Here is a 26,344-nt window from a genome sequence, read left to right as displayed (position 1 = left end):
TTTGATTTCTCCCACGACTCCCCCTGGGCGTTCGCGCTCAGGGGGCGTAAGTGCTTTGTTGTGTCGTGGTGTTTGACGCTTGACAATTGCTTATGTTTTTAGAAAGCGTATAGTGGATAACCCGTATTACGGTTACAATAGTCTTTGCGAACAACACTTTACAAATACAAGAACAGCCATGCTTCGTCAGCGCACCATCAAGAATGTCATCAGTACCAAAGGAGTCGGCTTGCACTCTGGTCGTCGTGTCGAACTGACACTGCGCCCTGCTGCGCCTGACACGGGTATTGTGTTTCACCGTATCGATCTGCCCGAAATCGTGGATTTGCCCGCGCAGGCAGACAAGGTCGGTGGTACGCGTATGGCTTCGGTGCTGATCAAGGATAATGTTCGGGTTTCAACCGTCGAGCATTTGATGTCGGCCATCGCTGGCCTGGGCATTGATAATCTGCACGTGGACCTGACGGCTGAAGAAGTGCCCATCATGGATGGCAGCGCCGGCACATTCGTTTATTTGTTGCGTTCGGCGGGCTTGCAGGAGCAGGAAGCCGCCAAGAAGTTTTTGCGTGTCCTCAAACCCATCGAAGTCTCTGAAGGCGAGGGGCAGGACATCAAGTGGGCCCGTCTGGAGCCCTACGAAGGCTTTGCCCTTCAGTTTTCTATCGATTTTCACCACCCGGCCATTGATGCAACGGCCAATTTTGCCGAGGTGGATTTTGCGCATGACTCGTACGTGAAGACTATTTCACGTGCGCGCACCTTCGGGTTCGCCAGCGAAGTGGAAGCTTTGCGTGCGGCCGGTCTGGCCCGTGGCGGCAGTTTGGACAATGCCATTGTCATGGACGAGTACCGTGTCCTGAACAGCGACGGTCTGCGTTACGAGGACGAGTTCGTCAAGCACAAGATTCTGGATGCTATTGGCGACTTGTACCTGATTGGCCACCCCCTGATTGCACGCTATGTGGCGTGCAAATCCGGCCATGGTTTGAATAACCAGCTGGCGCGTGCCTTGCTGGCCGCCCAGGATAGTTGGGAGCTGGTGACTTTCGAGTCGGCTGCCAGTGCACCCCACGCTTTTTCCAGCGAGTGGAAATTCGCTTGATACTTGCTTAGGGGCCCGATCCTGGTGCTTTGCTTAGCCGCGATGATGACGCAACAAGCGTTCGATGGCTTGCGCCAAGGGACCTTGCGGCAATGAGTCATGCAGCTTTTCAAATGATTCCAAGGCCCGTTCGTCCAGGACTTGTACCTGGCGTGCGGGCTTTTCTGTCACAGCTGCAAACAAATGGGCTTGCACGTGCACCAGCGCCTCGCTAATGTTCCAGCCAGCGGCATTCATCTGCCGTGTGACAGTGGGCAACAGCTGACGCAGCTTGGCCGCATGTGCGGCGCTGGGAACTGCCAGCGTCAATTGCTGTCTGTCTATACGGGCTACTTTACAAGCCTTGCCCAAAGCAGGTGGCAAGGCTTTGCTTACATGGGTCTGCGCCGCCATCAGCTGCCGGGCCATTTCCAGTACCTGGGAACCTTGCTGGTCGCTGGCCAGCCAACCCAAAGCGTGGCTTTGCCCGCTACTGCGTTTTGGCGCGGATGAGGAAAAAGGGGGCTTCCAGGTCATGTTCGAGGTTATACGATAGTGGATCAACATAAAGACTATACGTCCTTAGATGCCAAAGCCAAAGGGGTGCGCCGTACGGTGATCGCCCTGGTGGCTTTGGTATCGCTGGGTGTTTCCGCAGCGGCGGGAGCTCTGGTGCAGTCGCACTGGGGTGAACGCGGTGGCGTGTCGCTGGACGCGGATATGGCCCAGAGCCAGGCCGCTGCCATGCAGGACAACGTGACCCGCCTGGCCGAAAAAGTCGGCGGTTTGCAGGCCAAACTGATCGAGATGGACGGTGTCAGCAAGCGCGTGGCCAAGGCGGCCGGCATTGAGTACACCGATCCGGAGCTGGCCGGTGCCATGCCCGTGCAGGATCTGGCCGTCATGGACAGCATGGATGGAGCCGACCTGGTCTGGAACGCCGACCGCCTGGGCGAGCAGCTGGATAATCTGGCCAAACAGATGTCCGAGCAACAGGACTGGTTTCAGATGCTGGATTCCGTGCTGACCGAGCGTACCGGCAACGAAGCCCGTCTGCCCAATTACCGTCCGGTGGACTATGACGAGGTAGCTTCTTCCTTTGGCTGGCGTCGTCACCCGATCTCGGGCCGTCATGCCTTGCACGAAGGCCTGGACTTTCCAGCGCCCAAGGGGACGCCTATCTATGCCGCATCCGGTGGGGTGGTATCGGAAGCCCGCTATATGACAGGTTACGGCAAGCTGGTGGAAATCAATCACGGCAATGGCATGAGCACGCGATACGCCCATGCCTCATCAATCGTTGTTAAATTAGGCGACGTAGTAGAAAAAGGGCAGTTGATCGCCCGTGTCGGATCTACCGGGCAGTCCACAGGCTCACACCTGCACTTTGAAGTGCGCATGGCCGGACATGCCCTGGATCCCAAGCTTTTTCTGCCGGCGCGTGAGTACGTAGAGCAGCAAGTCGCGCAATTGGATTCGGACAAGTAGTTCCGTCTTGCAGCATGTGCGTTAAACTGATTGTTTGCTTGCGCATCCCTTTTAACCAGAGATAGGCTCGAGGCACAGATTCAAGCCCTTGCGGCCTCGCCTACATTGACGACACAAGAATGGTTTCATTGCTGAAAAAGCTTATTGGCAGTCGTAACGACCGATTGCTCAAACAGTACCGTAAGCAGGTCGCCCAGATTAATGCTCTTGAGCCTACTATTCAGGGCCTGAGTGACGAGGCCTTGGCAGCCAAGACGCAGGAGCTGCGCCAACGTGTTCAGGATGGCGCCTCGCTTAACTCGCTCCTGCCCGAGGCTTTTGCTGTAGTGCGCGAGGCGGGTGTCCGTGTATTTGGCATGCGCCACTTTGACGTGCAGATGCTCGGTGCCATTGCCTTGCACAACGGCAAGATTTCCGAAATGCGTACGGGTGAGGGTAAAACCCTGACTGCGACCTTGGCCGTGTACCTGAATGCACTGTCCGGTAAAGGCGTGCACGTGGTGACCGTCAACGATTACCTGGCTCGACGCGATGCGAACTGGATGGGGCGTCTGTACAACTTCCTGGGTCTGAGCGTGGGCGTCGTAGTTCCCCAGCAAGACAATGCCGAGAAGATTGCTGCCTATCAGGCTGACATTACCTACGGTACCAACAACGAATTTGGTTTTGACTACCTGCGTGACAATATGGAATACCGCGCCGAGGATCGCCGCCAGCGCGGTTTGTCCTACGCGATTGTCGACGAAGTTGACTCCATCCTGATCGACGAAGCCCGTACACCGCTGATCATCTCCGGCCAGGCCGAAGACAATACCGAGCTGTACGTGCGCATGAACGTGGTCCCGCCCATGCTGACCCGCATGACGCAAGAGCCTCGTCCACACGAGCCCGAGCCCGAAGGCGACTTCTGGGTCGATGAAAAGGGCCAGCAGGTTCATATTTCCGAAGCCGGTCACGAACGTGCCGAGCAGATCCTGACCGAAATCGGTTTGCTTCCCGAAGGCGAGTCGCTGTACGAGCCACGCCACATTTCCCTGATGCACCACCTGATGGTCGCCCTGCGCGCCCACAACCTGTTCTTCCGCGATCAGCAATACGTGGTCCAGGACGGCGAAGTGGTGATTGTGGACGAATTTACCGGCCGTTTGATGGCTGGTCGCCGCTGGTCGGATGGCTTGCACCAGGCTGTGGAAGCCAAGGAAGGCGTTCGCATCCAGAACGAAAACCAGACGCTGGCGTCGATTACTTTCCAGAACTACTTCCGTATGTACGACAAGCTGTCGGGCATGACGGGTACGGCCGATACCGAAGCCTATGAGTTCCAGGAAATCTATAGTCTTGAAACCGTCATCATTCCACCGAATCGTCCGCTGGCCCGTAAGGATCAGAACGACCAGGTCTTCAAAACCGATGACGAGAAGTTCAATGCCATTCTGAAAGACATTCAGGACTGCCACGAACGTGGTCAGCCTGTACTGGTGGGTACCACCAGCATTGAAAACTCCGAGCTGATCTCCACACGCCTGAATGCCGCTGGCGTCAAGCACGAGGTACTGAACGCCAAGCAACACGCCCGTGAAGCCGACATCGTGGCTGAAGCTGGTATGCCCGGTCACGTGACCATCGCCACCAATATGGCCGGTCGTGGTACGGACATTGTCTTGGGTGGCAGCATCGAACGTGCAATTTCTCAGGTGCGTGAAGACGAGTCCCTGAGTGCCGAGCAAAAAGAAGCCAAGATCCAGGCTATTCGTGCTGCTTGGGAACCGCTGAACCAGCAGGTCAAACAGGCTGGTGGTTTGCGCATTATTGGTACCGAGCGTCACGAATCCCGCCGTATTGACAACCAGCTGCGTGGTCGTGCCGGTCGCCAGGGTGACCCAGGTTCCTCGCGTTTCTACCTGTCGCTGGAAGATTCGCTGATGCGCATCTTCGCCGGTGATCGTGTGCGCGCCATCATGGAGCGTCTGCGTTTGCCTGAAGGCGAGCCTATCGAAGCCCGCATGGTGACTCGTTCCATCGAATCCGCTCAGCGCAAGGTCGAGGCCCGCAACTTCGATATTCGTAAACAGCTGCTGCAGTATGACGACGTGGCCAACGATCAGCGCAAGGTGATCTATGCTCAGCGTAATGAAGTGCTGGAGTCGGCTGATATTTCCGACACCATCAGCAGCCTGCGCGAAGCCGCCGTTAGCCGTCTGTTCCGTGAATACGTGCCGCAAGACACCATGGAAGAGCAATGGGATATTCCCGGCTTGACCACCGCTTTGCAGAGCACCTTCCAGATTGAGCTGCCTTTGGCTGAAATGCTGGAGAAAGAGTCCAATCTGACCGACGATGACTTGCATGATCGCGTTATCGAAGAATCCCAGCGTCTGCTGCAAGCCAAGATTGATCTGGTTGGTCAGCCTAACTGGGGCAATTTCGAGCGTTCCGTGCTCTTGCAGTCCATTGATACGCAATGGCGTGGCCATTTGCAGGCCCTGGATCACCTGCGTCAGGGGATTCATCTGCGCGGTTATGCCCAGAAAGACCCCAAACAGGAATACAAGCGCGAAGCTTTCGAGCTGTTCTCCGACATGCTGGACCGTGTGCGTGATGAAGTGGTCAAAGTGCTGATGACCGTGCGTATTCAGACTCCGGAGCAGGTCGAGGAAGCCGCGGTTGAGGTTCCTGCCAACTCCAATGTCCGTTTCCATCATTCGGACTACGATGCTGCCTTGAGCGGTGAAGATCCCGGTCTGGACGAAGCGGCCAAGGGCGAAGTGCCACGCGTGGGCCGTAACGATCCTTGCCCATGCGGCAGCGGCAAGAAATACAAGCAGTGCCATGGCCGCTTGAATTGATTCTGACTCAAGCTGCCCAGCCTGCAGGCTGCGAGATCAAACCCCATGCGCCCCTGGCGCATGGGGTTTTTTCTTGGATGCCAGCTTTGTTGCTGCGAACTGATCTGTGAATGGTTATATCCCGCTCATGCAGGGCCGTTTTTCCCTGTAAGCTACGGGACGCAGCTTGGTGCTACCGGCTGCGGCTGATCGTTTCTTCTGTGTGTTTTTCTATGACAACATCTCCCTTATTACATCGTGTTGCCCTGATCGGAGCGGGCGAAGTCGCGCGTTTTTATGGTGCTGCCTTGAAGTTGGCTGGTGTGCAGGTGCCGTTTATCCTGGTGCGCCGGGAAAGTGCCGCAGCCAGCGAACTGGCGCAGCAATTGGGAGCGAAACTGTGTTTGCAGGCGGATACGGATTGGCGGAGTCTTGACGGCGTGTTGTCGGCAGTGACGGGAACACAGGCATACATAGTGGCCAAGGCCGTCATGCCGCATTTGTCTGTGAAAGCGCTGTACATGGATTTGTGTACGGCCGAGCCCCAGGACATGGAGAGCATGGACGTTTTGGCGCAAGAGCACGGAATCGAGCTGGCTGACCTGGCGATTATGGGCTCTGTGCCCTCTACAGGCGCTCAGACGGCTTTGTTGGCGGCAGGGCAAGGGTCAGGCAGGGCTGCGGCGTTTTGGCAGGCTCAGGGCGCTTCTGTGCGTATCTTGCCGGGACAGGCGGGGGATGCAATGCGCTTGAAGCTGCTGCGCAGTTTGATGACCAAGGGGCTGGAGGCCTTGGGAATTGAAAACTTGATGCTGGCCGAGCGCATGGGTTTGCGGGCCGAGCTGTATGAAGTCCTGGAGGATTTGAATCAGCGGGGCTTGCAGGACTTCATGGAGTCCTGCCTGCGCAGCCATCTGGTGCACGGCGTGCGCCGCCGAGACGAGGTTCTGCAAGTGCGTCGTCAGCTGGAGCTGGCAGGCATTGCGCCGCGAGTGACCAATGGCGTACTGGATTTTTTTGAGCACACAGCGCAGACCGAGTCTTTGCAAAGAGCTCAGGCCGTGGGGACACAGGAGAGTCTGGAAGTGTTCTTGGAAGAGGCCCGACTGTCGTCCTCACGATCTTAGTTGTTTGGAAGGACAGTTTGGTGCGCGTGTTTGAGTTTGCAGCAACTTCTGAGATTGGCTACCACGTTTTTCCCCGGGAAAAGGTAGAGAGCTTGTGCTTAACAAGATAAGGCAAACATACTGAAATCCAACGGGTCAACGGGTCAACGGGTCAACGGGTCAACGGGTCAACGGGTCAACGGGTCAACGGGTCAACGGGTCAACGGGTCAACGGGTCAACGGGTCAACGGGTCAACGGGTCAACGGGTCAACGGGTCAACGGGTCAACGGGTCAACGGGTCAACGGGTCAACGGGTCAACGGGTCAACGGGTCAACGGGTCAACGGGTCAACGGGTCAACGGGTCAACGGGTCAACGGGTCAACGGGTCAACGGGTCAACGGGTCAACGGGTCAACGGGTCAACGGGTCAACGGGTCAACGGGTCAACGGGTCAACGGGTCAACGGGTCAACGGGTCAACGGGTCAACGGGTCAACGGGTCAACGGGTCAACGGGTCAACGGGTCAACGGGTCAACGGGTCAACGGGTCAACGGGTCAACGGGTCAACGGGTCAACGGGTCAACGGGTCAACGGGTCAACGGGTCAACGGGTCAACGGGTCAACGGGTCAACGGGTCAACGGGTCAACGGGTCAACGGGTCAACGGGTCAACGGGTCAACGGGTCAACGGGTCAACGGATCAACGGATCAACGGATCAACGGATCAACGGATCAACGGATCAATGGGCCAACGCCCCGATATTTAGGTGTTCCAGTGTTCGGATTTTCAGGTTCCCTGGGGCCAAAAGATTAAAAGAGGCGATTTACTCCTTTTGATGCAGAAATCAAAAAACCGGCCAGAAGCCGGTTTTTTTTAATCATACCCGCAGGCGATTTACAGCAAGAACACCGTCGCCAGTCCCAGGAACAGCAAGAAACCTAGCGAGTCCGTCGCAAAGGTCAGCAATACCGAGGAGCCCACAGCCGGGTCATTGCCAAAGCGATCACGCAGAATCGGGATCATCACGCCCAGCGCCGCGCCAATCAACATATTGCCGATCATGGCGGCCATCATCACGGCAGCAATGGCGATCGAGCCGGAGATAAACCAGGCAAAGAATGCCGTTACCGCGCTGCCACAGACACCAACCAGAAAGGTCACCAGCAGTTCGCGCTTGATCAATGGCAGGACGTTGGAACCTGTGACTCGGCCGGTGGCAATGGCACGAATAATCATGGTCATGGTCTGGTTGCCGGAGTTGCCACCAATACCGGCCACAATCGACATCAGGAAAGCCAGGATCACGATGTGGCTGACGGTGTCCTCAAAGCGCGAGGCAATGAAGGAAGCCGTTGCCGCCGTACAGAGGTTGATCAGCAGCCAGGGAGCCCGGTTGCGGATAGCCGTACGGATGGGCGAGAAAATATCGTCCTCTTGCAGACCGGCACGAGACAGAGCCTGTTCTTCCGAGTCCTCTTGCAGCACGTCCACTACTTCGTCAATGGTGACTCGGCCAATCAGGCGGCCAATATCGTCCACCACAGGAGCAGACACCAGGTCATAACGCTCAAAAGCCCCGGCCGCATCCGAGTCCGAATCCAGCGGATTCAGAGTCAGATAATCGGTGGACATGACAGAGGACACCAGGGTTTCAGGCTCGCTGACCAACATGCGGGTCAGGGACAGTGTGCCTTGTAGTTTATCGGCCCGGTCCACCACGAAAATCTGGTCAGTGTGGTCTGGCAGTTCCTGCAAACGACGCAGGTAACGCAGGACCACTTCCAGGGTGACGTCCTCGCGCACGCGCACCATGTCAAAGTCCATGATGGCGCCCACGGTGTCTTCGGGGTAGCCCATGGCTTCGATCAGTTGCGCACGCTCTTCGTCTGTCAGGCCGCGCTGCACGGCGGCCACCACATCGGGCGGCAGATCAGGCACCAGATCGGCAATTTCGTCGGCATCCATATTGCCGGCGGCGGCGATCAGGTCCGCAGCGTCCATGGAGCGAATCAGCGATTCACGTGCCCAGTCTGCTACTTCCAGTAGCACATCTGCATCGTGCTCGGCATCCACCAACTGCCAGATAGCCTGGCGTTCCAGCTCGGGCAAGGACTCCAGAATGAAGGCAATGTCAGCTGGGTGCAGATCGTTCAGGATGGACTTGATCTCGCTCTCATGCTGGCGATGGATCAAGCCCTCAAGCAGGTTGGAGCGGTCGTCGTCTTCGAACTGGCGCTGGGCCAGCGACTCCACCACTTCCTGGCGCTTGAGGATGTTTTTCAGGCGATACAGTGCCTGCTGCGCATCCTCGGGCTCCAGACGGCGCGGCTTGGGAGTGTCACTGGGCGAAGTAGGGGGTACCAGGTTTTCCTGCATAGGCCTGCCTGTCACGAATACTTAGAGAGGGGGCAGCGGGCGGCTGCGGCGCTCGTCATCGGTAGCCACATAGGTAAGCGTGGCTTCCGTTACCTTGACCGTTTCAAGTTGCAGGCGTTTGCGTTCTGCATACACTTCCACCGAAACCGTAATGGAGGTGCGGCCTGTTTTGATGATTTCTGTGTAGAAACTAAGCAAATCACCCACAAACACGGGCTGCTTGAAGGTGAAGGCATTCACGGAAATGGTGGCAACCCGGCCTTGGGCGCGTCGTGTTGCAGGAATCGCTCCGGCAATGTCCACCTGGGACATGATCCAGCCACCAAACACGTCACCGTGAATATTGGCGTCTGTGGGCATGGGCATGACGCGCAGGGTGGGGGCTCCGTCCGGGAGCGAAGAGATGTTGCTTGAAGTAGTCACAAATACTCCCGTATAGGAAGAAAGGGTGGTGGGACAGATGCCCGTCGCGCGGAGCGCACGCCGTCAACAATAGAACCTGCCATTGTAACGGCAAGCTTTGGCCCCGCTATGAAACATTTGTTAAAGCATCAACGGTGTTGTGCCAGCCAGTCCAGAGCCAATTTGGCCCAATAGCTGGCGCCAATAGGAATCAGGGCGTCGTTGAAGTCGTAGCTGCCGTTGTGCAGCATGCACGGACCCATGCCGTGGCCCTGGCTGCGGTGGTCGCCATCGCCATTGCCTAGCCAGACATAGCAGCCGGGGACTTCTTGCAACATGAAGGAGAAATCTTCGGCGCCCATGGAAGGGCGGATGTCTTGACGCAGCTTGTCGGGGCCGACCAGCTCCCGGATGACTTGCGCGCAAAAGGCCGCTTGCTCGGGATTATTGATGGTGGGAGGGTAGCGGCGGTCAAAGTCGAACTCGGCCTTGCAACCCTGGGCGGCACAGCTTTGCTCGCACAGTTCACGCATGCGGGTCTCGACCAGGTCCAGGGCTTCGGTGGAGAAGGTGCGTACCGTGCCGCGCATGACTGCTTCGTTGGGAATAACGTTATCGGCAGAGCCGGCATGAATCTGGGTAATGCTCAGCACCACGGGTTCAAGGGGGTCCACATTGCGGCTGACAATGGTTTGCAGACTTTGCGCCAGTTGCACGGCCGCCATGATGGGGTCCACGCCCAGATGGGGCATGCCTCCATGGGCGCCTTTGCCTTCAATGCGAATTTCAAAGGTATTGCTGGAGGCCATCATGCCGCCTGGCAAAACCCCGAAGGTGCCGGCAGGCATGCCGGGCCAGTTATGCAGGCCAAAAACAGCTTGCATGGGGAACAGCGTGAACAAGCCATCCTTGATCATTTCGCGTGCGCCGCCAAAACCTTCTTCGGCAGGCTGAAAAATCAGATAGATGGTGCCCGCAAAATCACGGTGCTCGGACAGGTAGCGCGCTGCACCCAGCAGCATGGCGGTATGTCCATCGTGTCCACAGGCATGCATCTTGCCGTCGTGACGGCTTTTGTGTTCGAACTCGTTCAGCTCCTGCATGGGCAGGGCGTCCATATCGGCGCGCAGCCCCACGGATGGACCTTCGCCGCCTGTACCCTTAAGGATACCGACAACGCCTGTCACGCCCAGGCCACGATGTACCGGAATATCCCATTTCTCCAGCCAGGATGCGACTTGATCGGCCGTCCGGGTTTCCTCGAAAGCCAGTTCGGGGTAGGTGTGGAGATCGCGCCGGATAGCCGCAATTTCATGCGACCAGGCGGAAATGGGTTCAAACAGCTTCATGATGCGGGCTTGTCCTTGGGTTTGAACAATAAAGTAGAGTAGAGTTAACCATAAATAAACACGTATTAGGTGACAAGCCCTTGGATACTCAGCAAAAACCTTGGCTCGAGCATTATCCGGCCTCCGTGCCCCATGAGATTCAGTTAGGCGCCGAGCAGACTTTGATCGATTGTCTGGATGCCGCCATGAAAAAGCATAAGGACAGGACTGCGCTGACCTTTATGGGGCATGACATTTCCTATGAACATCTGGACCGTAGCGCGGATGCCTTCGCGGCTTGGTTGCAGGCACAGGGTCTGGAGCGTGACAGCCGTGTGATGCTGATGCTGCCCAATGGTTTGCCCTTCCTGATTTGCCTGCTGGGCACCATGCGGGCGGGCATGGTGGGCGTCAATACCAACCCGCAATACACCGAACGCGAACTGGAGTTCCAACTGGCCGATAGCCAGGCCCAGGTCATTGTGATTCTGGAAACCTTTGCGCATGTGCTGCAGCAAGTTCCTGACAATGTGAAGCCTGCCCACGTGGTGTTGAGTACCGTGGGTGATCTGATGGGGCTCAAGGGCAGCGTGGTGAATTTCGCCGTGCGTTATTTGAAACGCATGGTGCCGTCTTATTCCTTGCCGGGTTCGCACAGTCTGGAGGCCGTGCTGGAGCAGGGCAGCAAATTGAGCCTGAGCCGTCAGCCCGCCAAACCGGATGATCTGGCGCTGTTGCAATACACGGGCGGCACAACGGGCCGTCCTAAAGGCGCCATGCTTAGCCAGCGCAATTTGATGGCAAACGTCTTGCAGGTGGAGGCCGTGGGCTTTCCCGCTTTGGGTGACTTTAAAGGCCCGGCTTACACCATGATGGTGGCCTTGCCGCTCTATCATATCTTCGCGCTGACGGTTTGCGGTCTGTTTGCTATGTATGCAGGTATGCATATGGTGCTGGTGATGAATCCGCGCGATCTCAATTCGGTTTACAAGGCCTGGAAACGCAATCCGCCTGAAGTCGTTCCAGCGGTGAATACCTTGTTCAATGCGCTGGCGAATCACGAAAAATTCCGTACCTTGCCGTTTGCGCAGCTCAAACTGTGTCTGGCCGGCGGTGCCGCCTTGCAAAAAGCCGTGGCCGAGCGTTGGCTGGCTGTGACGGGCTGCCCTTTGATTGAAGGCTATGGTCTGTCGGAAACCTCCCCGGTGGTGGCGGTGAACTCGACGGATTCACGCGATTACAGTGGCACGATTGGATTTCCCTTGCCTTCAACCGATGTGCTCTTGCTGGACGAGCAGGGGCAACCGGTTGCCATGGGCGAACAAGGCGAGCTGGCCGTCAAAGGGCCGCAGGTTATGTCGGCTTACTGGAACCAGCCGGAGGAAACCGCCAATGTCTTTACGCCTAATGGTTTCTTGAAGACAGGTGATATCGGTGTCATGGATCAGCAGGGACGTATTCGTCTGGTGGATCGCAAGAAAGACATGATTCTGGTATCGGGCTTTAACGTCTATCCGAACGAAATTGAAGACGTGGTGGCGGCGCATCCCGATGTGCTGGAAGTGGCGGCGGTGGGGGTGCCCAGCGAGCACAGTGGTGAAAGCATCAAGCTGTTCGTGGTCAAACGTAATCCGTCCTTGACTGAAGCCGATATCAAGCAATGGTGCAAAGAGCGTCTGACGGCGTACAAGCGTCCCCGCATTATTGAGTTCCGGGATGAACTGCCCAAAAGCAATGTGGGCAAGATCTTGCGCCGCGTCCTGCGGGATGAGCAAGCCAAGCCTGAAGCGCAGGCTTGATTTGGCGGTTTGGGGGGACGATTACTCAGCAAATTGCTAAACCTGGCCTGCAACCTGATCTGTATGAAAAAAGCGAGCCGTTTTAAATGGCTCGCTTTTTTATCGGGCGATGAAGATCGGAGCAGGAAGTTTGGCAACTGGCCCCGAATAAGGCGTTAAGGCTTGGGTTTGGTCGGACGCTGTGTCAGCGACGGACGCACCATGCCCAGCAACTCATCGGCAATGTGGGCATTGCCTGCGTAGACGTGACCGCTGACGGGCCAGGGCTCTTCCTGATACAGGTCCTGACACACACCCTTGGCTTCACGCACCAGCAAGGTGCCAGCGGCAACGTCCCAAGGGGCCAGGCCCATTTCCCAGTAACCGTCGTAACGACCGCAAGCCACCCAGGCCAGATCCAGTGCGGCAGCACCCATGCGGCGCACACCACGGCTGCCTGTAATGGAGGCGTTCAGGCTGGGCATGTATTGGTCGGAAAAAGAGAAGTCGCGGAAGGGAAAGCCTGTGGCCAATACCGAGTCCGCCAGTTTTTTCGATGAGGATGTCTGAATACGGCTGCCATTTAACCAGGCGCCCACACCGTACATGGCGGTAAACAGCTCTTCGCGATTGGGGTCGTAGACCACGGCAATGACCGGCGTGTCCTGGGCCAGAACGCCGTTATCCATTTGCGTGCCGGCCGGGGCAATCAGGGCAACTGAGACGGCATAGTGAGGAATGCCGTGCAGGAAGTTGGTCGTGCCATCCAGCGGGTCGATATACCAGGTGGGACGGCCTGTATTCACGCCGCCGCTTTCCTCGGCCACGATATCAATGTCCGGGGTGCGTTCCATCAGCACGCTGATGCAGGCCTGCTCGGCTTCATGATCGGCTTGCGACACCAGATCGTTGTGCATTTTGTTGCTGATCACCAGAGAGCTACGGTCCGACGCATAGGCTTGTAAAATAGCGGCGGCGGCATGGGCTGCGGTAACAGCAGCGTCCAGGCAGGCGCTGAGCGGTAAACGTGACAATGGCATGGCAATCCGGTTTTAAAAAAGAAAAGTCTGAAGCTGAGACTTTTCATTGTACGTGTTTGTTGGTGTCAGTTTGATTAAGGCCAGTTTAAGGGGTTAGAGCGTGTGTGAGTGTTGTTATGGGCAGGAAAATTAATGGCTGCCTCTGCGTTTGAGCCCCTGGTCCCGGCCGTTCTGGAATTCAATGAGCATGGCGTGCCTGTCAGCGCGGTGTATCAGGATAGCTATCACCCGGCAGATGGCCCTTTGGGGCAGGCACGACGGGTGTTTCTGCACGGTAATGGTCTGCCCGAGCGTTGGCGGGGGCGATCCCAGTTTACGATTTGTGAAACCGGCTTTGGACTGGGGGCCAGCTTTCTGGCTACCTGGCAGGCCTGGCGTCAGGACCCGGAGCGCAGCCAGCGGCTGCATTTCGTGTCGGTTGAGGCCCATCCTTTCCGCCAGTCAGATTTGGCGATTCTGTACGCCCGCTTGCCCGAGGAGTTGCAGACCCAAGCCCAGGAACTGCTGGCAGCCTGGCCCATACTGGTGCCGGGCATACACAGGCTGGAGCTGGATAGGGGACAAGTCACACTGACCTTGGCCTTTGGGCAAGCCGAAACCATGATGCGCGAGCTGCACTGCCATGCGGACGCGTTTTACCTGGATGGCTTTGCGCCCCGTGGCAATCCTTCCATGTGGTCGCGGTCGGTCCTGGGGCAACTGGTGCGTCTGGCTGCGCCGGGGGCGACAGCGGCTTCCTGGTGCTGTGCCGGGCAGGTGCGACGTGATCTGGCCTCGGTAGGTTTTGAAGTGGAAAAAGTCCCCGGTGCCGGGGGTAAGTGGTGCACCATTCGCGCTCGCTTGCGTCCCCACCTGGGACGACGCAGCAATTTGCCACCACAGCAAGGGCGGGCGGTAGTGATTGGTGCCGGTTTGGCGGGGGCGGCCTGTGCCTGGGAGTTGGCCCGCAAAGGTGTGCCCGTTCTGGTTTGTGATCCGGCACTGAGCCAGGGCCTGGATGCGACGCATCAAGGTCACCGTCTGGCTGCCATCTCCCCCGTGTTCGCCCTGGATGATGCCCCCTTGGCCCGCTTGAGCCGTAATGCTGTTCTGCATGCCTGGCAGGGCTGGAAAGACTTGCCGGAAGCGGCTCGCCCGCGTCGAGTCGGAACCTTGGTGTTTGGCCAGGCGGGCAATAGTGATGCCGAAATTCAGCAGGCGCTGGAGCGTTTGGCCTTGGACCAGGATTGGGTGCAATGGCTGGATCGTGGGCAGGGCTCGGCCTTGGCCGGGGTGCCGCTGCAAGGCGGTGGCCTGTATTTTCCGCAAGGCATGGTGGTGAATCCCGGTGCACTGGTTGCCCATCTGCTGGATCACCCCTTGATTCAATGTCTGCCAGAGCAGGTGTCCTTGCGAGCCGGCCCGGAGCCGGAAGTGTGGGAGGTCTGCAATCGGCAGGGGGAGTGCCTGGAAAGCAGCAATCGTGTAGTGATAGCTGCGGCAGCCCAAAGCCTGAGTTTGCTGCCCGACGGGTTCTTGGCCCAGCATCCCCTGCCACGGCTGGCGGCCATGCAGCGTCTGGCCGGGCAGGTGACATACTTGCCTGCCGAACAGGCTTTGACTCGTGGCGAAGTGACTTTAAGCGGTCAGGGCTATATCCTGCCTGTAGGCCCGCAGGGGCAAGTCATTGGTAGCACCTACGAACGTTGGGGTGAGGCTGCCCAGGTCAGCCGCCAGGGTCATCAGCAAAATATAGAAAAAGTTTCTGCCATGCTGGCTCATCCCGCTGTGGCGGTGGCAACACCCGAACAAGGATGGGCCGGTTGGCGCTGTGCTTTAAGTGATCATTTGCCCGTGATGGGTTTTGTGCCGGGCCCGCCCGGTTTGTTTATGGCTGCGGCTTACGGCTCACGTGGTTTGAGTTGGAGCCTGCTGGCAGCCAGTTTGTTTGCCGCTTATTGTCTGGAGGAACCCATTCCTTTGGAGCGGCGTTTGGAGCAAGCCTTAATACCTCGCTAAGGCCCTTTTTTCGAATTATTTCGGCGAAATTTGAAGCAACATTTTCCTTTGTAGCGCAAATACGTCAAAATAGTGGCCTTGTTAAGTAATCTTGAGCGTGACCCTGCGATCAGCATCGTGCCGTTCGCTCCACTCTGACGACGTGACACAATTGTTTAATCATCTGAGTTTGTTGACGACGAAACCGGCCCAGGCCGATTTCGCTTTTGTCGAAACCGATTTTGCGCTGCGCATCGAAGCTCATGCGCCGGGTGTTTTTCGTTTCCGCTGTATGCCGGCTACCCGGCTCGATAATGAAAAGCTCAGTACCCGTGCCAAAGCTTTGGGCGATATGCTGCTGGCCCGCCATGAGGCGGTCAGCGAATTTCAACTGGAAGCAGCCGATTCGGGCTGGCGGATTGAGCAGGGCGAGCTTGCCCTGCACATTCAGGCCAATCCGTGGCGCTTTGAAGTCCGGCGTGGCGAGCAACTGCTCTTGAGCAGTGGCGATCAGCCATTGACACTCGAGCAAGAGCCCAACAGTTGCTGGCAGCTGGCTCTGGCCCTGGCCGAGGAAGATGCCCTGTATGGTTTGGGCGAAACCCTGGGCGAGCTGGACCGCCGCGAGGAAACAGTCGACACCGATCGCCCGGACGACCGCAGCCTGCCTTTGCTCTGGAGCACCCAAGGCTGGGGTTTATACATCAATACATTCGAGCGGGTTGAACATGATCTGGGTCAGCAAGATCTGGATGCGTACCGCGCTCGTGTACACGCTGCCGAACTGGATTTCTTCCTGTTCCTGGGTGATCCCAGCGAAATCATCAATCAGTACTCCGCCTTGACGGGCCGTGCTGGTCAGCCCGGTGTCACGCCTATGGGCTTGTGGCTGGATGGCGCTCAGGCGCAGGATGTAACGTCCTTGCGTGAGCTGGCCAATCAGTGCCGCGAGCAGGGCATTGCGCTGGATGTGGCCGTCTTGCCGCCACCGGAGCCTTACGATTTTCAGCAGGACAAGCCTACGCTGGAGTGGGATGCCGCCCGCATGGCTGACCCTCGCGACGCTTTCTCTGCCTTGCAGAATGATCAGTTGCAGCTGGCCGCCTGGACTCGTCCTTGCGTACTGGCGGGCACCAGCTTGTTCGAAGAGTGGGAAGATCGCGGTTGGTTGCTTATCAATGATGACGACGGCTGCGCCTATGTCTTCCCTGGCGATGAGCTAAGCGGTGGTCGCGACTACGGTTTGCTGGACCTGACCCACAAAGACGTGTTCCGCATGTGGACCGAGCGCCAGCGTCAGATGGTCGACGATGGTCTGGGTGCCGTGTTGTGCAATGCCCGTTTTGATATTCCGGATGCCATCACCAGCCGTGGTGGCGAGTCTGGCGCCCTGTTGCGTGCAATTTACCCTGTGCTGGCACGTCAGGCCCTGTTTGATGCTGTTGCCGGTCACAAGACACCGCAAGAAGGCGTGGTTGCCAGCCGCGACCTGAGCCCATCTTCCCAGCGCTTTGCCTGGCAGTTGGGCCCGCAGGTGGAAAATACCTGGGCAGGTCTGACGCAATCCTTGAAGTCCGCCTTGGCTACCGGTAATAGCGGCGTGCCTATCCAGATTCATGGCTGGGGCAATGCGGCTGCATCGACTAGCGAAATGACGCCAGAGTTGTATCTGCGTTGGTTGGCCATGTCGGTTTTCTCGGCAAACTTCAGCCTGCAAGGTATTCCTGCCTTGCGTCCTGATGCGTTTGACGAAGAAACCCAGGCTCAGGTTGCTCATTGGCTGGAGTGGCGTTTCCGTCTGGTGCCTTATGTATTGGGCATTATTGAAGACGCCGTGCGTACTGGCTTGCCGGTACAGCGCTCCATGGCTCAAAGCTTCCCGGCAGATGCCCAGGCTCGCTTGTGGGATACCCAGTATTTGTTGGGTCCTGCCTTGCTGGTGGCTCCTGTCTTGCAGCCCGGCCAGGATATCGAGGTCTACCTGCCTGAAGGCGATGCCTGGTGGGATCTGAGCACGGGCTGGCGCTATGAAGGCGGCACCATCCTGAAAATGACTGTGGGTCTGGACCGCTTGCCGGTCTTTGGCCGCGAAGGCCATATGCTGTGTCTGGGACCGGTGGTCAAGCATACATCCGAGTTCAACTCGGCTCGTTTGCTGGATGAGGTCTGGATGTTTGGCATGCCCGAGCATAGCCCGGTTGTGATGCGCAACAAGATTCGCGTCATGCAGATGCAGGGTTCCAGCTACATCAAGGGTCTGGAAGGATTGAAGATCCTGCCGTCCGAAGGGCTGGAGGTCAAACGCCGTGGTGCCGAGGTTCGTATTTCTCGTGCCCGTTAAGCGCTAGACGAGCCTGATCGTCTTTGAATGCCTCCCGGCATTGGGGTCTGACCTCAGTCTCGGGAGGCATTTTCTATTTTCAGCAGTAAATGCTCCTGGATAGATGTTCCGATTTTGTTTCTGAAACAGGGAAAAGGGCAGGGGCGGGGCCTTAGCAAGACGCTGTTTTCAGGTTTTTTAAAGAAAAACGCCTTTTTCCCAATTATTTTGCATTTAGTGCTTGACGGCTCCTTCGAATCAGGCCATAATTTCATCTTTCAGTAGGGGGTCGTTAGCTCAGTCGGTAGAGCAGCGGACTTTTAATCCGTTGGTCGCGCGTTCGAGTCGCGCACGACCCACCACTAAACTGAAACGTAGAAACAAGGCCGCTCTTAGCGGCCTTTTTCTTTGGGCGCTTGCCTTGCACAGCCAAGGTCACATCCGCGCATTGGCCGGTCGGAAATCTTGCTATACAGTGCAGCCCTCAGTATGGTTTCAATATTTCCTTGGGTTATATCTATCTGGTCATAGTCAAATTTGCTTTATGGTAAATTTCGCTTACAGCTCAGGCTTTTATAACTCGACTGACTAACTAGGCTGAGTTCATCTTGATTCGTCTTGAACACATCTCAAAAACCTATTCCCTGGCAGGCAAGACCGTTCATGCTTTGAACGACGTTTCCTTGCAGATTCACCAAGGAGAGGTCTTCGGTATTATTGGTCGCTCGGGTGCTGGGAAAAGTACGCTGATCCGCATGCTCAATCTGCTTGAGCAACCCAGTTCAGGTCAGGTCTGGGTACAGGATCAGGACATCACACGCTTTTCGGGTGCGCAGTTGCGCGCGTTCCGACAGGGCGTGGGTATGGTGTTCCAGCATTTCAATCTGCTCCATTCCCGCACGGTTCTGGATAATGTCTGTTTTCCTCTGCGCCTGGCAGGGGTGGATCGCGCCCAACGTCACGCTCGCGCTCTGGAAGTGCTGGAGCTGGTGGGCTTGAAGGACCATGCCAATAAGTATCCCCGTCAGTTATCGGGCGGACAACAGCAGCGCGTCGGTATTGCCCGTGCCCTGGCCAATCGGCCGCAGCTTTTGCTGTGCGACGAAGCGACCTCGGCGCTGGATCCGGAAACCACCCAGTCGATCTTGCGTTTGCTGCGCGAGATCAATCAGGAGCTGGGGCTGACGATTGTCCTGATTACGCACGGCATGGACGTGATTCGCTCTGTCTGTGATCGGGTTGCCGTGATTGATGCCGGCAAGATCGTGGAGTGTGGTGAAGTGCTGGATGTGTTCCTGCACCCGCATCATCCCACTACGCAGTCCTTGCTCAGTGAAAGCGGCGTGAACGCTGACGACTGGCATGCCTTGGCAGAAGGTGTGCCCGGTAGTGTCATGCGCTTGAGCGTGCGCGGTGTGGCGACAACGGAGCCTTTGATCAGCCGCATTACCAGCCAGCTGGGGCTAAATGTCAGCATCTTGCAGGGAGCCATTGGCCGCATCAAAACCGAGCCCTACGGACAACTGGTCGTGGCCGTGCAAGGGGATGCGCAGGCTAAAGCAGGGCTGGATGCCTTGCTGACTGAATTGAATGTCCAATTTGAGGTATTGCGACCATGAACTTTAGCAACCTGGATTGGGCGCTGATTGGTGAAGCCACGATTGATACCTTGTTGATGACGGGTATTTCGCTGGGCTTTACCGCAATTATTGGTTTGCCATTAGGCGTGCTGCTGTTTCTGACCAGCCGCAAGCAGATGCTGGACAATGCCTGGATCTACCAGAGCTTGTCCCTGATCGTGAATATTTTGCGGTCCGTGCCGTTCCTGATTCTCCTGATCGTCATTATTCCTTTGACGCGCATTCTGGCTGGTACGTCGTTGGGGGTGCAGGGCGCTATTCCACCCTTGGTCCTGAGCGCCGCGCCGTTTTTTGCCCGTTTGGTGGAAAACGTCCTGCGTGAACTGGACCCCGGTGTGAATGAGGCCTGCCGTGCCATGGGAGCGAACTCCCGTCAGACTGTTTTGCTGGCTTTGCTGCCTGAGGCGACGACCGGCATTGTGGCGGCCCTGATTGTGACCGCGATTGCCCTGGTGGGGTATTCGGCCATGTCCGGTGTGATCGGCGGTGGTGGCCTGGGTGACCTGGCCTTGCGCTTTGGTTATCAACGATATCAAACGGATGTCATGGTGGTGACCGTGACTATCCTGGTGGTGCTGGTGCAACTCCTGCAGGTGTTTGGAGACGCCATGGTGGCTCGCTTGAGCCGAAAATAAGTCCTGGCAGCTATCGTCATAGTCTTGCCTTTCTGAAACTGGAGTCGCTCATGTCTTTGAAGAAATTTGTTCCCGTTCTGGCCTTGTCCGTGTCGGCTCTGCTGGCCAGCGTGGCCCAAGCTGCCGAGACCCTGTCGGTTGCTGCTACCCCCGTGCCGCATGCCGAGCTGCTGGAGTTTGTGAAGCCTGCTTTGGCCAAGGAAGGTGTGAACCTGGATATCAAGGTGTTCACCGATTATGTGCAGCCTAACCAGCAAGTGGCTGACGGCCATATCGATGCCAACTTCTTCCAGCACAAACCTTACCTGGATACGTTCAACAAAGAACACAAAACCGATCTGGTGTCGGTGGCTGTGGTTCATGTTGAGCCCTTCGGTGCTTACTCCACCAAGATCAAGAGCCTGGATGAGCTGAAAGAAGGCGCGCTGGTGGCGATCCCTAACGATCCTTCCAACGGTGCCCGTGCCTTGTTGCTGCTGCAAAAAGCCGGTGTTCTGACTCTGAAAGATCCCTCCAACATTCTGGCAACCTCGCGTGATGTGGACCAGAACCCCAAGAAGCTGAAGTTCAAGGAGCTGGAAGCCGCTACCTTGCCTCGCGTTCTGGCTGATGTGGATATCGCCCTGATCAACACCAACTACGCGCTGGAAGCCGGTCTGAACCCCACCAAGGATGCTTTGGCTATCGAAGGTGCAGACTCCCCTTACGCCAACTTGATCGCTGTAGCTGCCAAGTCCAAGGATGACCCACGCGTGGCCAAGCTGATCCAGGCTCTGCATAGCGAAGACGTGAAGAAATTCATCGCTGACAAGTACAAAGGTTCTATTGTTCCTGCGTTCTGAATTTGAGTGTTGATACGACTCGCTGTATGAAAAAACCTCGGGATTTCCCGAGGTTTTTCTTTTTTTAAAACTATTAAATACAAACAGTTGTGCTGCTTCGGGTAGGATAGATCAACGCTGGGGCAGGTCATGAGCCTGCGCTGACTTGGGTAAAACATCGAACTGGCTGGTTTTGGGTCAGTCCCTACAGAGGAGTAACGGATGTTCAATAAGAAAATGAAAACCCTGATGGCCGGTTTGGCCTTGGCTTTGGCTTTGCCCGCTGGGCAGGCTCTGGCACAACAAGGCAAAGAGCTGGTGGTCGCAACCGATACGGCGTTTGTGCCTTTTGAGTTCAAGCAAAACGGTAAATACACCGGTTTTGACATCGACCTGTGGGATGCGGTCGCCAAGAAGGCCAATCTGAATTACCGCTTCCAGCCTATGGACTTCAACGGTATTATTCCGGGCCTGCAAACTCGCAATCTGGATGCTGCGCTGGCCGGGATCACCATTCGTGATGACCGCAAGCAAGTGATCGATTTCTCCGATCCTTACTACGAAAGCGGTCTGGCCATTCTGGTCAACACCGATAACTCGGCCATCAAGACTGCCTCCGATCTGGAAGGCAAGACTGTGGCGGTGAAGATCGGTACCGCCACGGTGGACTTCATGCAGCGCTCGGTACCTACTGCCAAGCTCAAGCTGTTCCCCAATATCGACAATGCCTTCCTGGAGCTGGCAACAGGCCGTGTGGACGCGGTGGTGCACGATACGCCTAACGTGCAGTACTACGCCCAGACTGGCGGTAAGGATCGTGTGAAGGTCACTGGTGCCGTGAAAAGTGGTGACTTCTACGGTATTGCCTTTCCCAAGGACAGCGAACTGGTTCCGGTCGTGAACCAGGCTTTGAAAGATATTCGTGCTGATGGCACCTACGACAAAATCTACCAGAAATGGTTTGGCAAGCAGCCTGAATAAACAGGCGTAAAGCCAAGCGCATGCCAAGCGGTGATCGCGTGTCGTAACGGGATCACCGCTTTTATTTTTTGACGCTCTGTTGTGGGCGTTTATTCAAAGACAAAGGTAGCACTGTGACTTTTGAATGGGACGCTATCTGGGGGGCTTTACCCAGCCTTCTGGAAGGTACAAAAATGACGCTGCTCATTACCCTTTTGGGGTTGGTGGGTGGCGCTATATTGGGTTTTCTGACCGGGGTGATTACCACCTATATTCGGGTACCGGTCACCTGGCGCCGAGCCGCCTTGTTCGTGTTGGGCATGTTTGCACTGGGCTTTGCGCTCAAGGGCCTGTCCTGGCTGATGAGCAATTGGCTAAGCTTTGTGCCAGCCTGGATCTGGAGCTCCATACAGGCGCTGATCGCTCTGTCGCTATTGGGTTTTTTCAGACGCTATCTGCTGTATGTACTCTCTTTCCTGTGCCAGCTTTACGTGCTGTTCATCCGCGGCACGCCTATCGTGGTGCAGGTGATGTTCATCTACTTCGCGCTGCCCATGCTGGCCAGTATCCGAATTGACGGGCTGACCGCAGCGATCTTCACCTTGATGATCAACTCCGGGGCCTATATTTCCGAGATTGTGCGTGGTGCCTTGCAATCCGTGCCCAAGGGCCTGAAAGAGGCCGGAGAAGCCATGGGCCTGCCATTTCATAAGATCTTGCGCCACATTATTGGACCGGTGGCGTTTCGCCGCATGATTCCCGCCATGGGTAATCAGTGCATCATCAGCTTGAAGGATTCTTCGCTGTTTATTGTGATTGGGGTTGCCGAGCTGACCCGTCAGGGCCAGGAAATTATTGCGAATAACTTCCGTTCGGTGGAGATTTGGGGAGCGGTGGCGGTGATCTATCTGATCCTGACCAGCCTGATTGCCCTGACTCTGAAGTTTATTGAACACCGCATGAGGATTGTATGAGTATTGTCGAGTTCAAGAAGGTAACCAAGCGCTTTGGCGACAATATCGTGCTCGACGATATCAGTCTGAATATTGATAAAGGCGAAGTGGTTGTGGTGGTTGGCCCGTCCGGGTCGGGAAAATCCACCTTCCTGCGCTGCATCAACAAGCTGGAAGACATTCAGGCTGGCGATATCGTGGTCAATGGTTTGAGCGTCAATGGCACGCCCGCTCAGGTGCGCGACTTGCGCCGGGAAGCAGGGATGGTGTTCCAGCAGTTCAATCTGTTTCCACAGATGAGCGCTTTGGAAAACGTCATGTTCGGGCCTATCCATACGCGTGGCACCAGCCGCTCTCAGGCGCGTGAGGAAGCGACGGAGTTGCTGGCCAAGGTCGGCCTGGCCGAGCGTATGAATCATTATCCTAACGAGCTGTCCGGTGGCCAGCAGCAGCGGGTCGCCATTGCTCGTGCCTTGGCGATCAAACCCAAGCTGATGCTGTTTGATGAGCCTACCTCCGCACTGGACCCGGAACTGCGTCAGGAAGTGCTCAAGGTCATGCAGTTGCTGGCTGAGGAGGGCATGACCATGGTGGTGGTGACACACGAGATGGATTTTGCGCGTCGTGTGGGTAGCCGTCTGATCTTTATTGATCAGGGCAGGGTGGCACACGATGGCCCACCTGCGGAGTTGCTGAGCAATCCACCTAGCCAACGTTTGAAAGACTTTTTGCAGCACGTGGCTTAAGAGTCTGGCTGGATCGTCGGCTAAAAAAAGCCCTTCAGGATTTTGGCGATGAAGCCAAGGGCCTGAAGGGCTTTCTTGTGACTATCAGCCTGTGCGTGACAGGTCAGCGCTTATCGGGAGGGCGTCACGTAGATGGTGCGCGTGGCAACGACGCGGTTCGCGCCATCCGGCTTGATGCGGATCGTGACCTGACGGGGCGTAAAGCCGGCGGGCAGCTCTGCGGAGCCATTGATGTAGGCGTAACGGCCTACGCTGACAGGCTGGCTGGGCAGGTCCACATTGCCGCTGCGACCATTGCTGTAGCGGCCAGCAGCAACCAACTCCATGGTGCCGGTGAATTCGGCGTCCTTGCCCTTGTCCTGCATTAGCAGCACAAAGTGGTTCAGTTGGCCGTCCGTAACCGAGAACTCGGCAGCGCGAATGCCAGGGGAGGTGCCGCGCGGGTCAGGAGGCATGGCATCGGCAAATAGCGCGATATCCTTTTCCAGCTTGGTGACCATGGCCTGCAGATCGCTGGTCTGTTTGCCCAGCTTGTCTTCCTTCTGGCTGACATCTTCAAGATCGCGACTGGTCTGGTTCAACTGAGCTTGCAGACGTTGCTTGTCAGCATTGGCGCTGTTGAGGTCATAGTGCAGTTGTTCCGACTGCTCCACGGTCAGGCGCGTAGGGCCATAACTTTTTTGCAAGAACAGCAGGCCACCAGCACCTAGGGCAATACCTGTCAAAAGCAGGACAAACCAGCGTGGAATACGGCGTTTTCGACGGCTGGAGCCGTAGGCGGTGGGTTTGAATACGGTGCGTTTGGAGGAACCAAGCATGAGAACAGACGTTCCTGTCAGACAAGGGACTCAAAGCAAATCAAGTCCCGATTACAAAACCCATTAGCATAGACGTCATTGGGGCTACGGAGGCGGGATGGCTGGCTTTGTTGCCCTTTGTTGTGCTTGGAAACGTCTGCCAGCTAGCCTGGAAAATATCAGTTTACTGTGAGGGTGCTAACGATTCCAAGTGTTGGTTTAACTGGGCTAATCGTTCGGGGGTACCGACATCCATCCAGAAACCTTCATGCAGACTGCCCAGCACCTGCCGGCGCTCGATGGCGGCATGCAGCAGGGGGGCGGCTTTGGCAGGCTGATCTTTGGGCAGATGGGCAAAGAGTTCGGGTTTGTAGACCCCTATGCCGCTCAAGGTGGCGCTGCGGGCACCCGCAAGGGTTTTGGCACATAGGTGCAATTGTCCTTCTTGCATGCCAAAGTCGCCTTCGGGGTGGTGGGGCGGGTTGGGGGTCAGGATCAACCAGGCCTGCTCCGGGCCAGCTTGCAAACGTTCGGCCATGGCAAAGGCTTGGGCAGGGTCCCAGTCGGACCAGATATCGCCATTCATTAACAGGAAAGGCTGGCCCTGGAAAAAATCCATTGCCTTGGCAATGCCACCGGCAGTTTCCAGGGCAGATGATTCAGGCGAGTAGCTCAGGCGCAGGCCCCATTGGCTGCCATCACCCAGAGTGGATTCAATCTGCTCGCCCAGCCAGGCGTGGTTGATGATGACTTCTTGAAAGCCGGCTTTGGCCAGCGCGCGCAAGTGCCAGACGATGAGAGGCCGACCACCTGCTGGAATCAGGGGTTTGGGGCAGGTGTCGGTCAAGGGGCGCATGCGCTCACCTCGACCGGCCGCCAGAATCATGGCGCGCATCAGACCGTCATGCCCAAAACAGTTTGGCGACCTTCCAGGCGGTTCAGCAGGCGCAGCAAACCGTTAAAACACTCGTAGCGGCTGGCCACCTGATGTACATAGCCCAGCAGGCGGGGCATATGGTCCAGATAATGATGTTTGCCGTCACGCAGAGAGAGGCGGGCAAACACACCCAGAATGCGCAGATTGCGTTGCAGGCCCATCCATTCGTATTGCTGGTGGAACACGGCAAAGTCGGCAGGCACATCCAGGCCGGCTTCCATGGCGGCTTGCCAGTAGCGAATTGCCCAGTCCAGTTGCTGCTCTTCCGTCCAGGTAACACGCGCGTCCATCACCAGGGAGGCAATGTCATAGGTGATGGGGCCAGCCAGGGCGTCCTGGTAGTCGATAACACCGGGCTCGCTTTGGCCGGGCAGGGGCATCATCAAATTAGGGCTGTGGAAATCCCGGTGCACGAGTACAGTAGCGCTTTGCACATTGGCCTGAACCAGCTCGGCAAAGGTTTTGCGCAACATCTCCTGATCTTTTTCGCTCAGTTCGAACTGGCGATGTTTTTGGATGTACCACTCGGGGAACACCTGCAGCTCTTCCAGCAAACGCTGTTCGTTGTAGGGAGGCAAGCCCGTGGTGTCGGCTTGTTGCAATTTCACCAAGGTCAACAGCGTACTGCGGTACAGTTTGTCCAGCTCGCTTTGCGGCATGGGGTTTTTCAGCGCGGTCTGAAAATTGTCCTGACCCAGATCGCTGAGCAGCAAAAAGCCTTGTTCAGTGTCTGCTGCCAGGATTTCGGGCACGTGGATGCCCGTCGGTGCCAGCAGTTCGGTAACGTGCACAAAGGGCTTGCAGTCTTCCGTGGCCGGAGGCGCATCCATCAAAACGACGGTTCGATCCTGGGCTTGCAGGCGAAAGTAACGGCGAAAGCTGGCGTCGCTGGAGGCCGTTTGCAGGCTGTCCAGATCCAGTCCAAACCGGGACTTCAGGGTGTTCAGCCAGGTAATTGCTTGCTGCAAACGAGGGTCGGTAGCGGCAGAAATAGAAGCAGACATAAATAAAGGGAAGCAGAAGATCGTAACGGATTAGTGTTTAGCAGTGCCGCTAAACGGCAGGCTTAACTATAATACCGGGTCGCCAGGGTTTTTCGTCTCTGGTGGAACAAATGCAGGACATAAATGCAG

General features: G+C 56.7%; 21 protein-coding genes and 1 tRNA gene. 14 read left to right on the top strand and 8 right to left on the bottom strand.

The annotated features are described in order from the left end of the window. Window positions 1–178: 178 nt before the first annotated feature. Window positions 179–1,102, top strand: a complete 924-nt coding sequence (gene lpxC, locus ACFPDR_RS11310) for a UDP-3-O-acyl-N-acetylglucosamine deacetylase (RefSeq protein WP_026485180.1) — start codon at window positions 179–181, stop codon at window positions 1,100–1,102. Between the two features lie 33 nt (window positions 1,103–1,135). Here the strand turns inward: lpxC and ACFPDR_RS11305 are convergent, their stop codons facing one another. Then, window positions 1,136–1,618 carry a DciA family protein gene (locus ACFPDR_RS11305; protein ID WP_115634326.1) on the bottom strand — a complete coding sequence of 161 codons (483 nt, stop codon included), beginning with the start codon at window positions 1,616–1,618 and terminating at the stop codon, window positions 1,136–1,138. Between the two features lie 18 nt (window positions 1,619–1,636). Here ACFPDR_RS11305 and ACFPDR_RS11300 point away from each other — a divergent pair, with 18 nt between their 5' ends. From ACFPDR_RS11300 to ACFPDR_RS11290, 3 genes are all read left to right on the top strand, one after another. Next, window positions 1,637–2,569 carry a M23 family metallopeptidase gene (locus ACFPDR_RS11300; RefSeq protein ID WP_035271071.1) on the top strand — a complete coding sequence of 311 codons (933 nt, stop codon included), beginning with the start codon at window positions 1,637–1,639 and terminating at the stop codon, window positions 2,567–2,569. Between the two features lie 119 nt (window positions 2,570–2,688). After that, on the top strand, window positions 2,689–5,415 hold the full coding sequence (gene secA / locus ACFPDR_RS11295) for a preprotein translocase subunit SecA (protein WP_009455031.1): 2,727 nt from the start codon (window positions 2,689–2,691) through the stop codon (window positions 5,413–5,415). Between the two features lie 212 nt (window positions 5,416–5,627). Beyond that, the gene (locus ACFPDR_RS11290) at window positions 5,628–6,521 is read left to right on the top strand and encodes a DUF1932 domain-containing protein (protein WP_321289989.1); all 894 of its coding nucleotides are present in this window, start codon (window positions 5,628–5,630) and stop codon (window positions 6,519–6,521) included. An 874-nt stretch (window positions 6,522–7,395) separates the two neighbouring features. On the opposite strand, the gene mgtE is transcribed toward ACFPDR_RS11290, so the two are convergent. The 3 genes from mgtE to ACFPDR_RS11275 form a co-directional block, all read right to left on the bottom strand. Continuing rightward, window positions 7,396–8,877 (bottom strand): magnesium transporter, encoded by a 1,482-nt coding sequence (mgtE, locus tag ACFPDR_RS11285; RefSeq protein WP_109088800.1) that lies wholly within the window; start codon window positions 8,875–8,877, stop codon window positions 7,396–7,398. Between the two features lie 21 nt (window positions 8,878–8,898). Further along, window positions 8,899–9,243, bottom strand: a complete 345-nt coding sequence (locus ACFPDR_RS11280; protein WP_003803527.1) for an acyl-CoA thioesterase — start codon at window positions 9,241–9,243, stop codon at window positions 8,899–8,901. 185 nt (window positions 9,244–9,428) lie between these two features. Next, window positions 9,429–10,628, bottom strand: a complete 1,200-nt coding sequence (locus ACFPDR_RS11275; RefSeq protein WP_035271064.1) for a M20 aminoacylase family protein — start codon at window positions 10,626–10,628, stop codon at window positions 9,429–9,431. 80 nt (window positions 10,629–10,708) lie between these two features. On the opposite strand from ACFPDR_RS11275, the gene ACFPDR_RS11270 reads away from it, so the two are divergent. Next, window positions 10,709–12,406, top strand: coding sequence for an AMP-binding protein (locus ACFPDR_RS11270; protein ID WP_376911141.1), 1,698 nt, complete (start codon window positions 10,709–10,711; stop codon window positions 12,404–12,406). A gap of 155 nt (window positions 12,407–12,561) precedes the next feature. Here ACFPDR_RS11270 and ACFPDR_RS11265 read toward each other — a convergent pair whose 3' ends face one another. Further along, window positions 12,562–13,425 (bottom strand): inositol monophosphatase family protein, encoded by an 864-nt coding sequence (locus tag ACFPDR_RS11265; RefSeq protein WP_060185615.1) that lies wholly within the window; start codon window positions 13,423–13,425, stop codon window positions 12,562–12,564. 132 nt (window positions 13,426–13,557) lie between these two features. Between ACFPDR_RS11265 and mnmC the strand changes: the two genes are divergently transcribed. From mnmC to glnQ, 9 genes are all read left to right on the top strand, one after another. Continuing rightward, window positions 13,558–15,423, top strand: coding sequence for an FAD-dependent 5-carboxymethylaminomethyl-2-thiouridine(34) oxidoreductase MnmC (mnmC, locus tag ACFPDR_RS11260; RefSeq protein WP_376911140.1), 1,866 nt, complete (start codon window positions 13,558–13,560; stop codon window positions 15,421–15,423). A 151-nt stretch (window positions 15,424–15,574) separates the two neighbouring features. Beyond that, a complete protein-coding gene (locus tag ACFPDR_RS11255; RefSeq protein WP_321289984.1) occupies window positions 15,575–17,743 on the top strand; it encodes a glycoside hydrolase family 31 protein in 2,169 nt (722 codons plus the stop codon). A 265-nt stretch (window positions 17,744–18,008) separates the two neighbouring features. Beyond that, window positions 18,009–18,084 (top strand) — tRNA-Lys (locus tag ACFPDR_RS11250). Window positions 18,085–18,330: 246 nt separating this feature from the next. Next, window positions 18,331–19,341, top strand: coding sequence for a methionine ABC transporter ATP-binding protein (locus ACFPDR_RS11245; RefSeq protein ID WP_009455014.1), 1,011 nt, complete (start codon window positions 18,331–18,333; stop codon window positions 19,339–19,341). Beyond that, entirely contained in the window at window positions 19,338–19,997 is a 660-nt protein-coding gene (locus ACFPDR_RS11240) for a methionine ABC transporter permease (protein WP_022983463.1), read from the top strand. Before ACFPDR_RS11245 ends, ACFPDR_RS11240 begins: the two co-directional genes overlap by 4 nt. 50 nt (window positions 19,998–20,047) lie before the next feature. Beyond that, window positions 20,048–20,839 carry a MetQ/NlpA family ABC transporter substrate-binding protein gene (locus ACFPDR_RS11235; RefSeq protein ID WP_009455007.1) on the top strand — a complete coding sequence of 264 codons (792 nt, stop codon included), beginning with the start codon at window positions 20,048–20,050 and terminating at the stop codon, window positions 20,837–20,839. A gap of 228 nt (window positions 20,840–21,067) precedes the next feature. Then, window positions 21,068–21,799: a glutamine ABC transporter substrate-binding protein GlnH gene (gene glnH, locus ACFPDR_RS11230; RefSeq protein ID WP_373568170.1), complete on the top strand. Its 732-nt coding sequence runs from the start codon at window positions 21,068–21,070 to the stop codon at window positions 21,797–21,799. 173 nt (window positions 21,800–21,972) lie between these two features. Then, a complete protein-coding gene (locus tag ACFPDR_RS11225) occupies window positions 21,973–22,752 on the top strand; it encodes an ABC transporter permease subunit (protein WP_137431393.1) in 780 nt (259 codons plus the stop codon). Beyond that, the gene (gene glnQ, locus ACFPDR_RS11220; RefSeq protein ID WP_009454997.1) at window positions 22,749–23,477 is read left to right on the top strand and encodes a glutamine ABC transporter ATP-binding protein GlnQ; all 729 of its coding nucleotides are present in this window, start codon (window positions 22,749–22,751) and stop codon (window positions 23,475–23,477) included. The genes ACFPDR_RS11225 and glnQ overlap by 4 nt, the downstream gene beginning before the upstream one ends. A gap of 110 nt (window positions 23,478–23,587) precedes the next feature. Here glnQ and ACFPDR_RS11215 read toward each other — a convergent pair whose 3' ends face one another. The 3 genes from ACFPDR_RS11215 to ACFPDR_RS11205 all read right to left on the bottom strand — a co-directional run bounded on the left by ACFPDR_RS11215 (window position 23,588) and on the right by ACFPDR_RS11205 (window position 26,215). Next, a complete protein-coding gene (locus ACFPDR_RS11215) occupies window positions 23,588–24,295 on the bottom strand; it encodes a hypothetical protein (RefSeq protein ID WP_009454993.1) in 708 nt (235 codons plus the stop codon). A 163-nt stretch (window positions 24,296–24,458) separates the two neighbouring features. Beyond that, on the bottom strand, window positions 24,459–25,169 hold the full coding sequence (gene murU / locus ACFPDR_RS11210) for an N-acetylmuramate alpha-1-phosphate uridylyltransferase MurU (RefSeq protein WP_137431392.1): 711 nt from the start codon (window positions 25,167–25,169) through the stop codon (window positions 24,459–24,461). Further along, window positions 25,169–26,215 carry an aminoglycoside phosphotransferase family protein gene (locus ACFPDR_RS11205; RefSeq protein ID WP_083054100.1) on the bottom strand — a complete coding sequence of 349 codons (1,047 nt, stop codon included), beginning with the start codon at window positions 26,213–26,215 and terminating at the stop codon, window positions 25,169–25,171. Before ACFPDR_RS11205 ends, murU begins: the two co-directional genes overlap by 1 nt. Between the last annotated feature and the right edge of the window lie 129 nt (window positions 26,216–26,344).

The sequence above is a fragment of the Alcaligenes sp. GCM10023179 genome (assembly GCF_042653705.1).
GTDB lineage: Bacteria > Pseudomonadota > Gammaproteobacteria > Burkholderiales > Burkholderiaceae_B > Alcaligenes > Alcaligenes phenolicus.
The sequence above is the reverse complement of the archived record's forward strand: the minus strand, read 5'-3'. Positions and strand labels throughout refer to the sequence as shown.

Bases quoted from the DNA above. Each gene is read 5' to 3' on its own strand.
- lpxC (WP_026485180.1), top strand. From the start codon at position 179: ATGCTTCGTCAGCGCACCATCAAGAATGTCATCAGTACCAAAGGAGTC.
- ACFPDR_RS11305 (WP_115634326.1), bottom strand. From the start codon at position 1,618: ATGACCTGGAAGCCCCCTTTTTCCTCATCCGCGCCAAAACGCAGTAGC.
- secA (WP_009455031.1), top strand. From the start codon at position 2,689: ATGGTTTCATTGCTGAAAAAGCTTATTGGCAGTCGTAACGACCGATTG.
- ACFPDR_RS11290 (WP_321289989.1), top strand. From the start codon at position 5,628: ATGACAACATCTCCCTTATTACATCGTGTTGCCCTGATCGGAGCGGGC.
- mgtE (WP_109088800.1), bottom strand. From the start codon at position 8,877: ATGCAGGAAAACCTGGTACCCCCTACTTCGCCCAGTGACACTCCCAAG.
- ACFPDR_RS11280 (WP_003803527.1), bottom strand. From the start codon at position 9,243: ATGCCCATGCCCACAGACGCCAATATTCACGGTGACGTGTTTGGTGGC.
- ACFPDR_RS11275 (WP_035271064.1), bottom strand. From the start codon at position 10,628: ATGAAGCTGTTTGAACCCATTTCCGCCTGGTCGCATGAAATTGCGGCT.
- ACFPDR_RS11265 (WP_060185615.1), bottom strand. From the start codon at position 13,425: ATGCCATTGTCACGTTTACCGCTCAGCGCCTGCCTGGACGCTGCTGTT.
- mnmC (WP_376911140.1), top strand. From the start codon at position 13,558: ATGGCTGCCTCTGCGTTTGAGCCCCTGGTCCCGGCCGTTCTGGAATTC.
- ACFPDR_RS11240 (WP_022983463.1), top strand. From the start codon at position 19,338: ATGAACTTTAGCAACCTGGATTGGGCGCTGATTGGTGAAGCCACGATT.
- ACFPDR_RS11235 (WP_009455007.1), top strand. From the start codon at position 20,048: ATGTCTTTGAAGAAATTTGTTCCCGTTCTGGCCTTGTCCGTGTCGGCT.
- glnH (WP_373568170.1), top strand. From the start codon at position 21,068: ATGGCCGGTTTGGCCTTGGCTTTGGCTTTGCCCGCTGGGCAGGCTCTG.
- ACFPDR_RS11225 (WP_137431393.1), top strand. From the start codon at position 21,973: ATGACGCTGCTCATTACCCTTTTGGGGTTGGTGGGTGGCGCTATATTG.
- glnQ (WP_009454997.1), top strand. From the start codon at position 22,749: ATGAGTATTGTCGAGTTCAAGAAGGTAACCAAGCGCTTTGGCGACAAT.
- ACFPDR_RS11215 (WP_009454993.1), bottom strand. From the start codon at position 24,295: ATGCTTGGTTCCTCCAAACGCACCGTATTCAAACCCACCGCCTACGGC.
- murU (WP_137431392.1), bottom strand. From the start codon at position 25,169: ATGCGCGCCATGATTCTGGCGGCCGGTCGAGGTGAGCGCATGCGCCCC.
- ACFPDR_RS11205 (WP_083054100.1), bottom strand. From the start codon at position 26,215: ATGTCTGCTTCTATTTCTGCCGCTACCGACCCTCGTTTGCAGCAAGCA.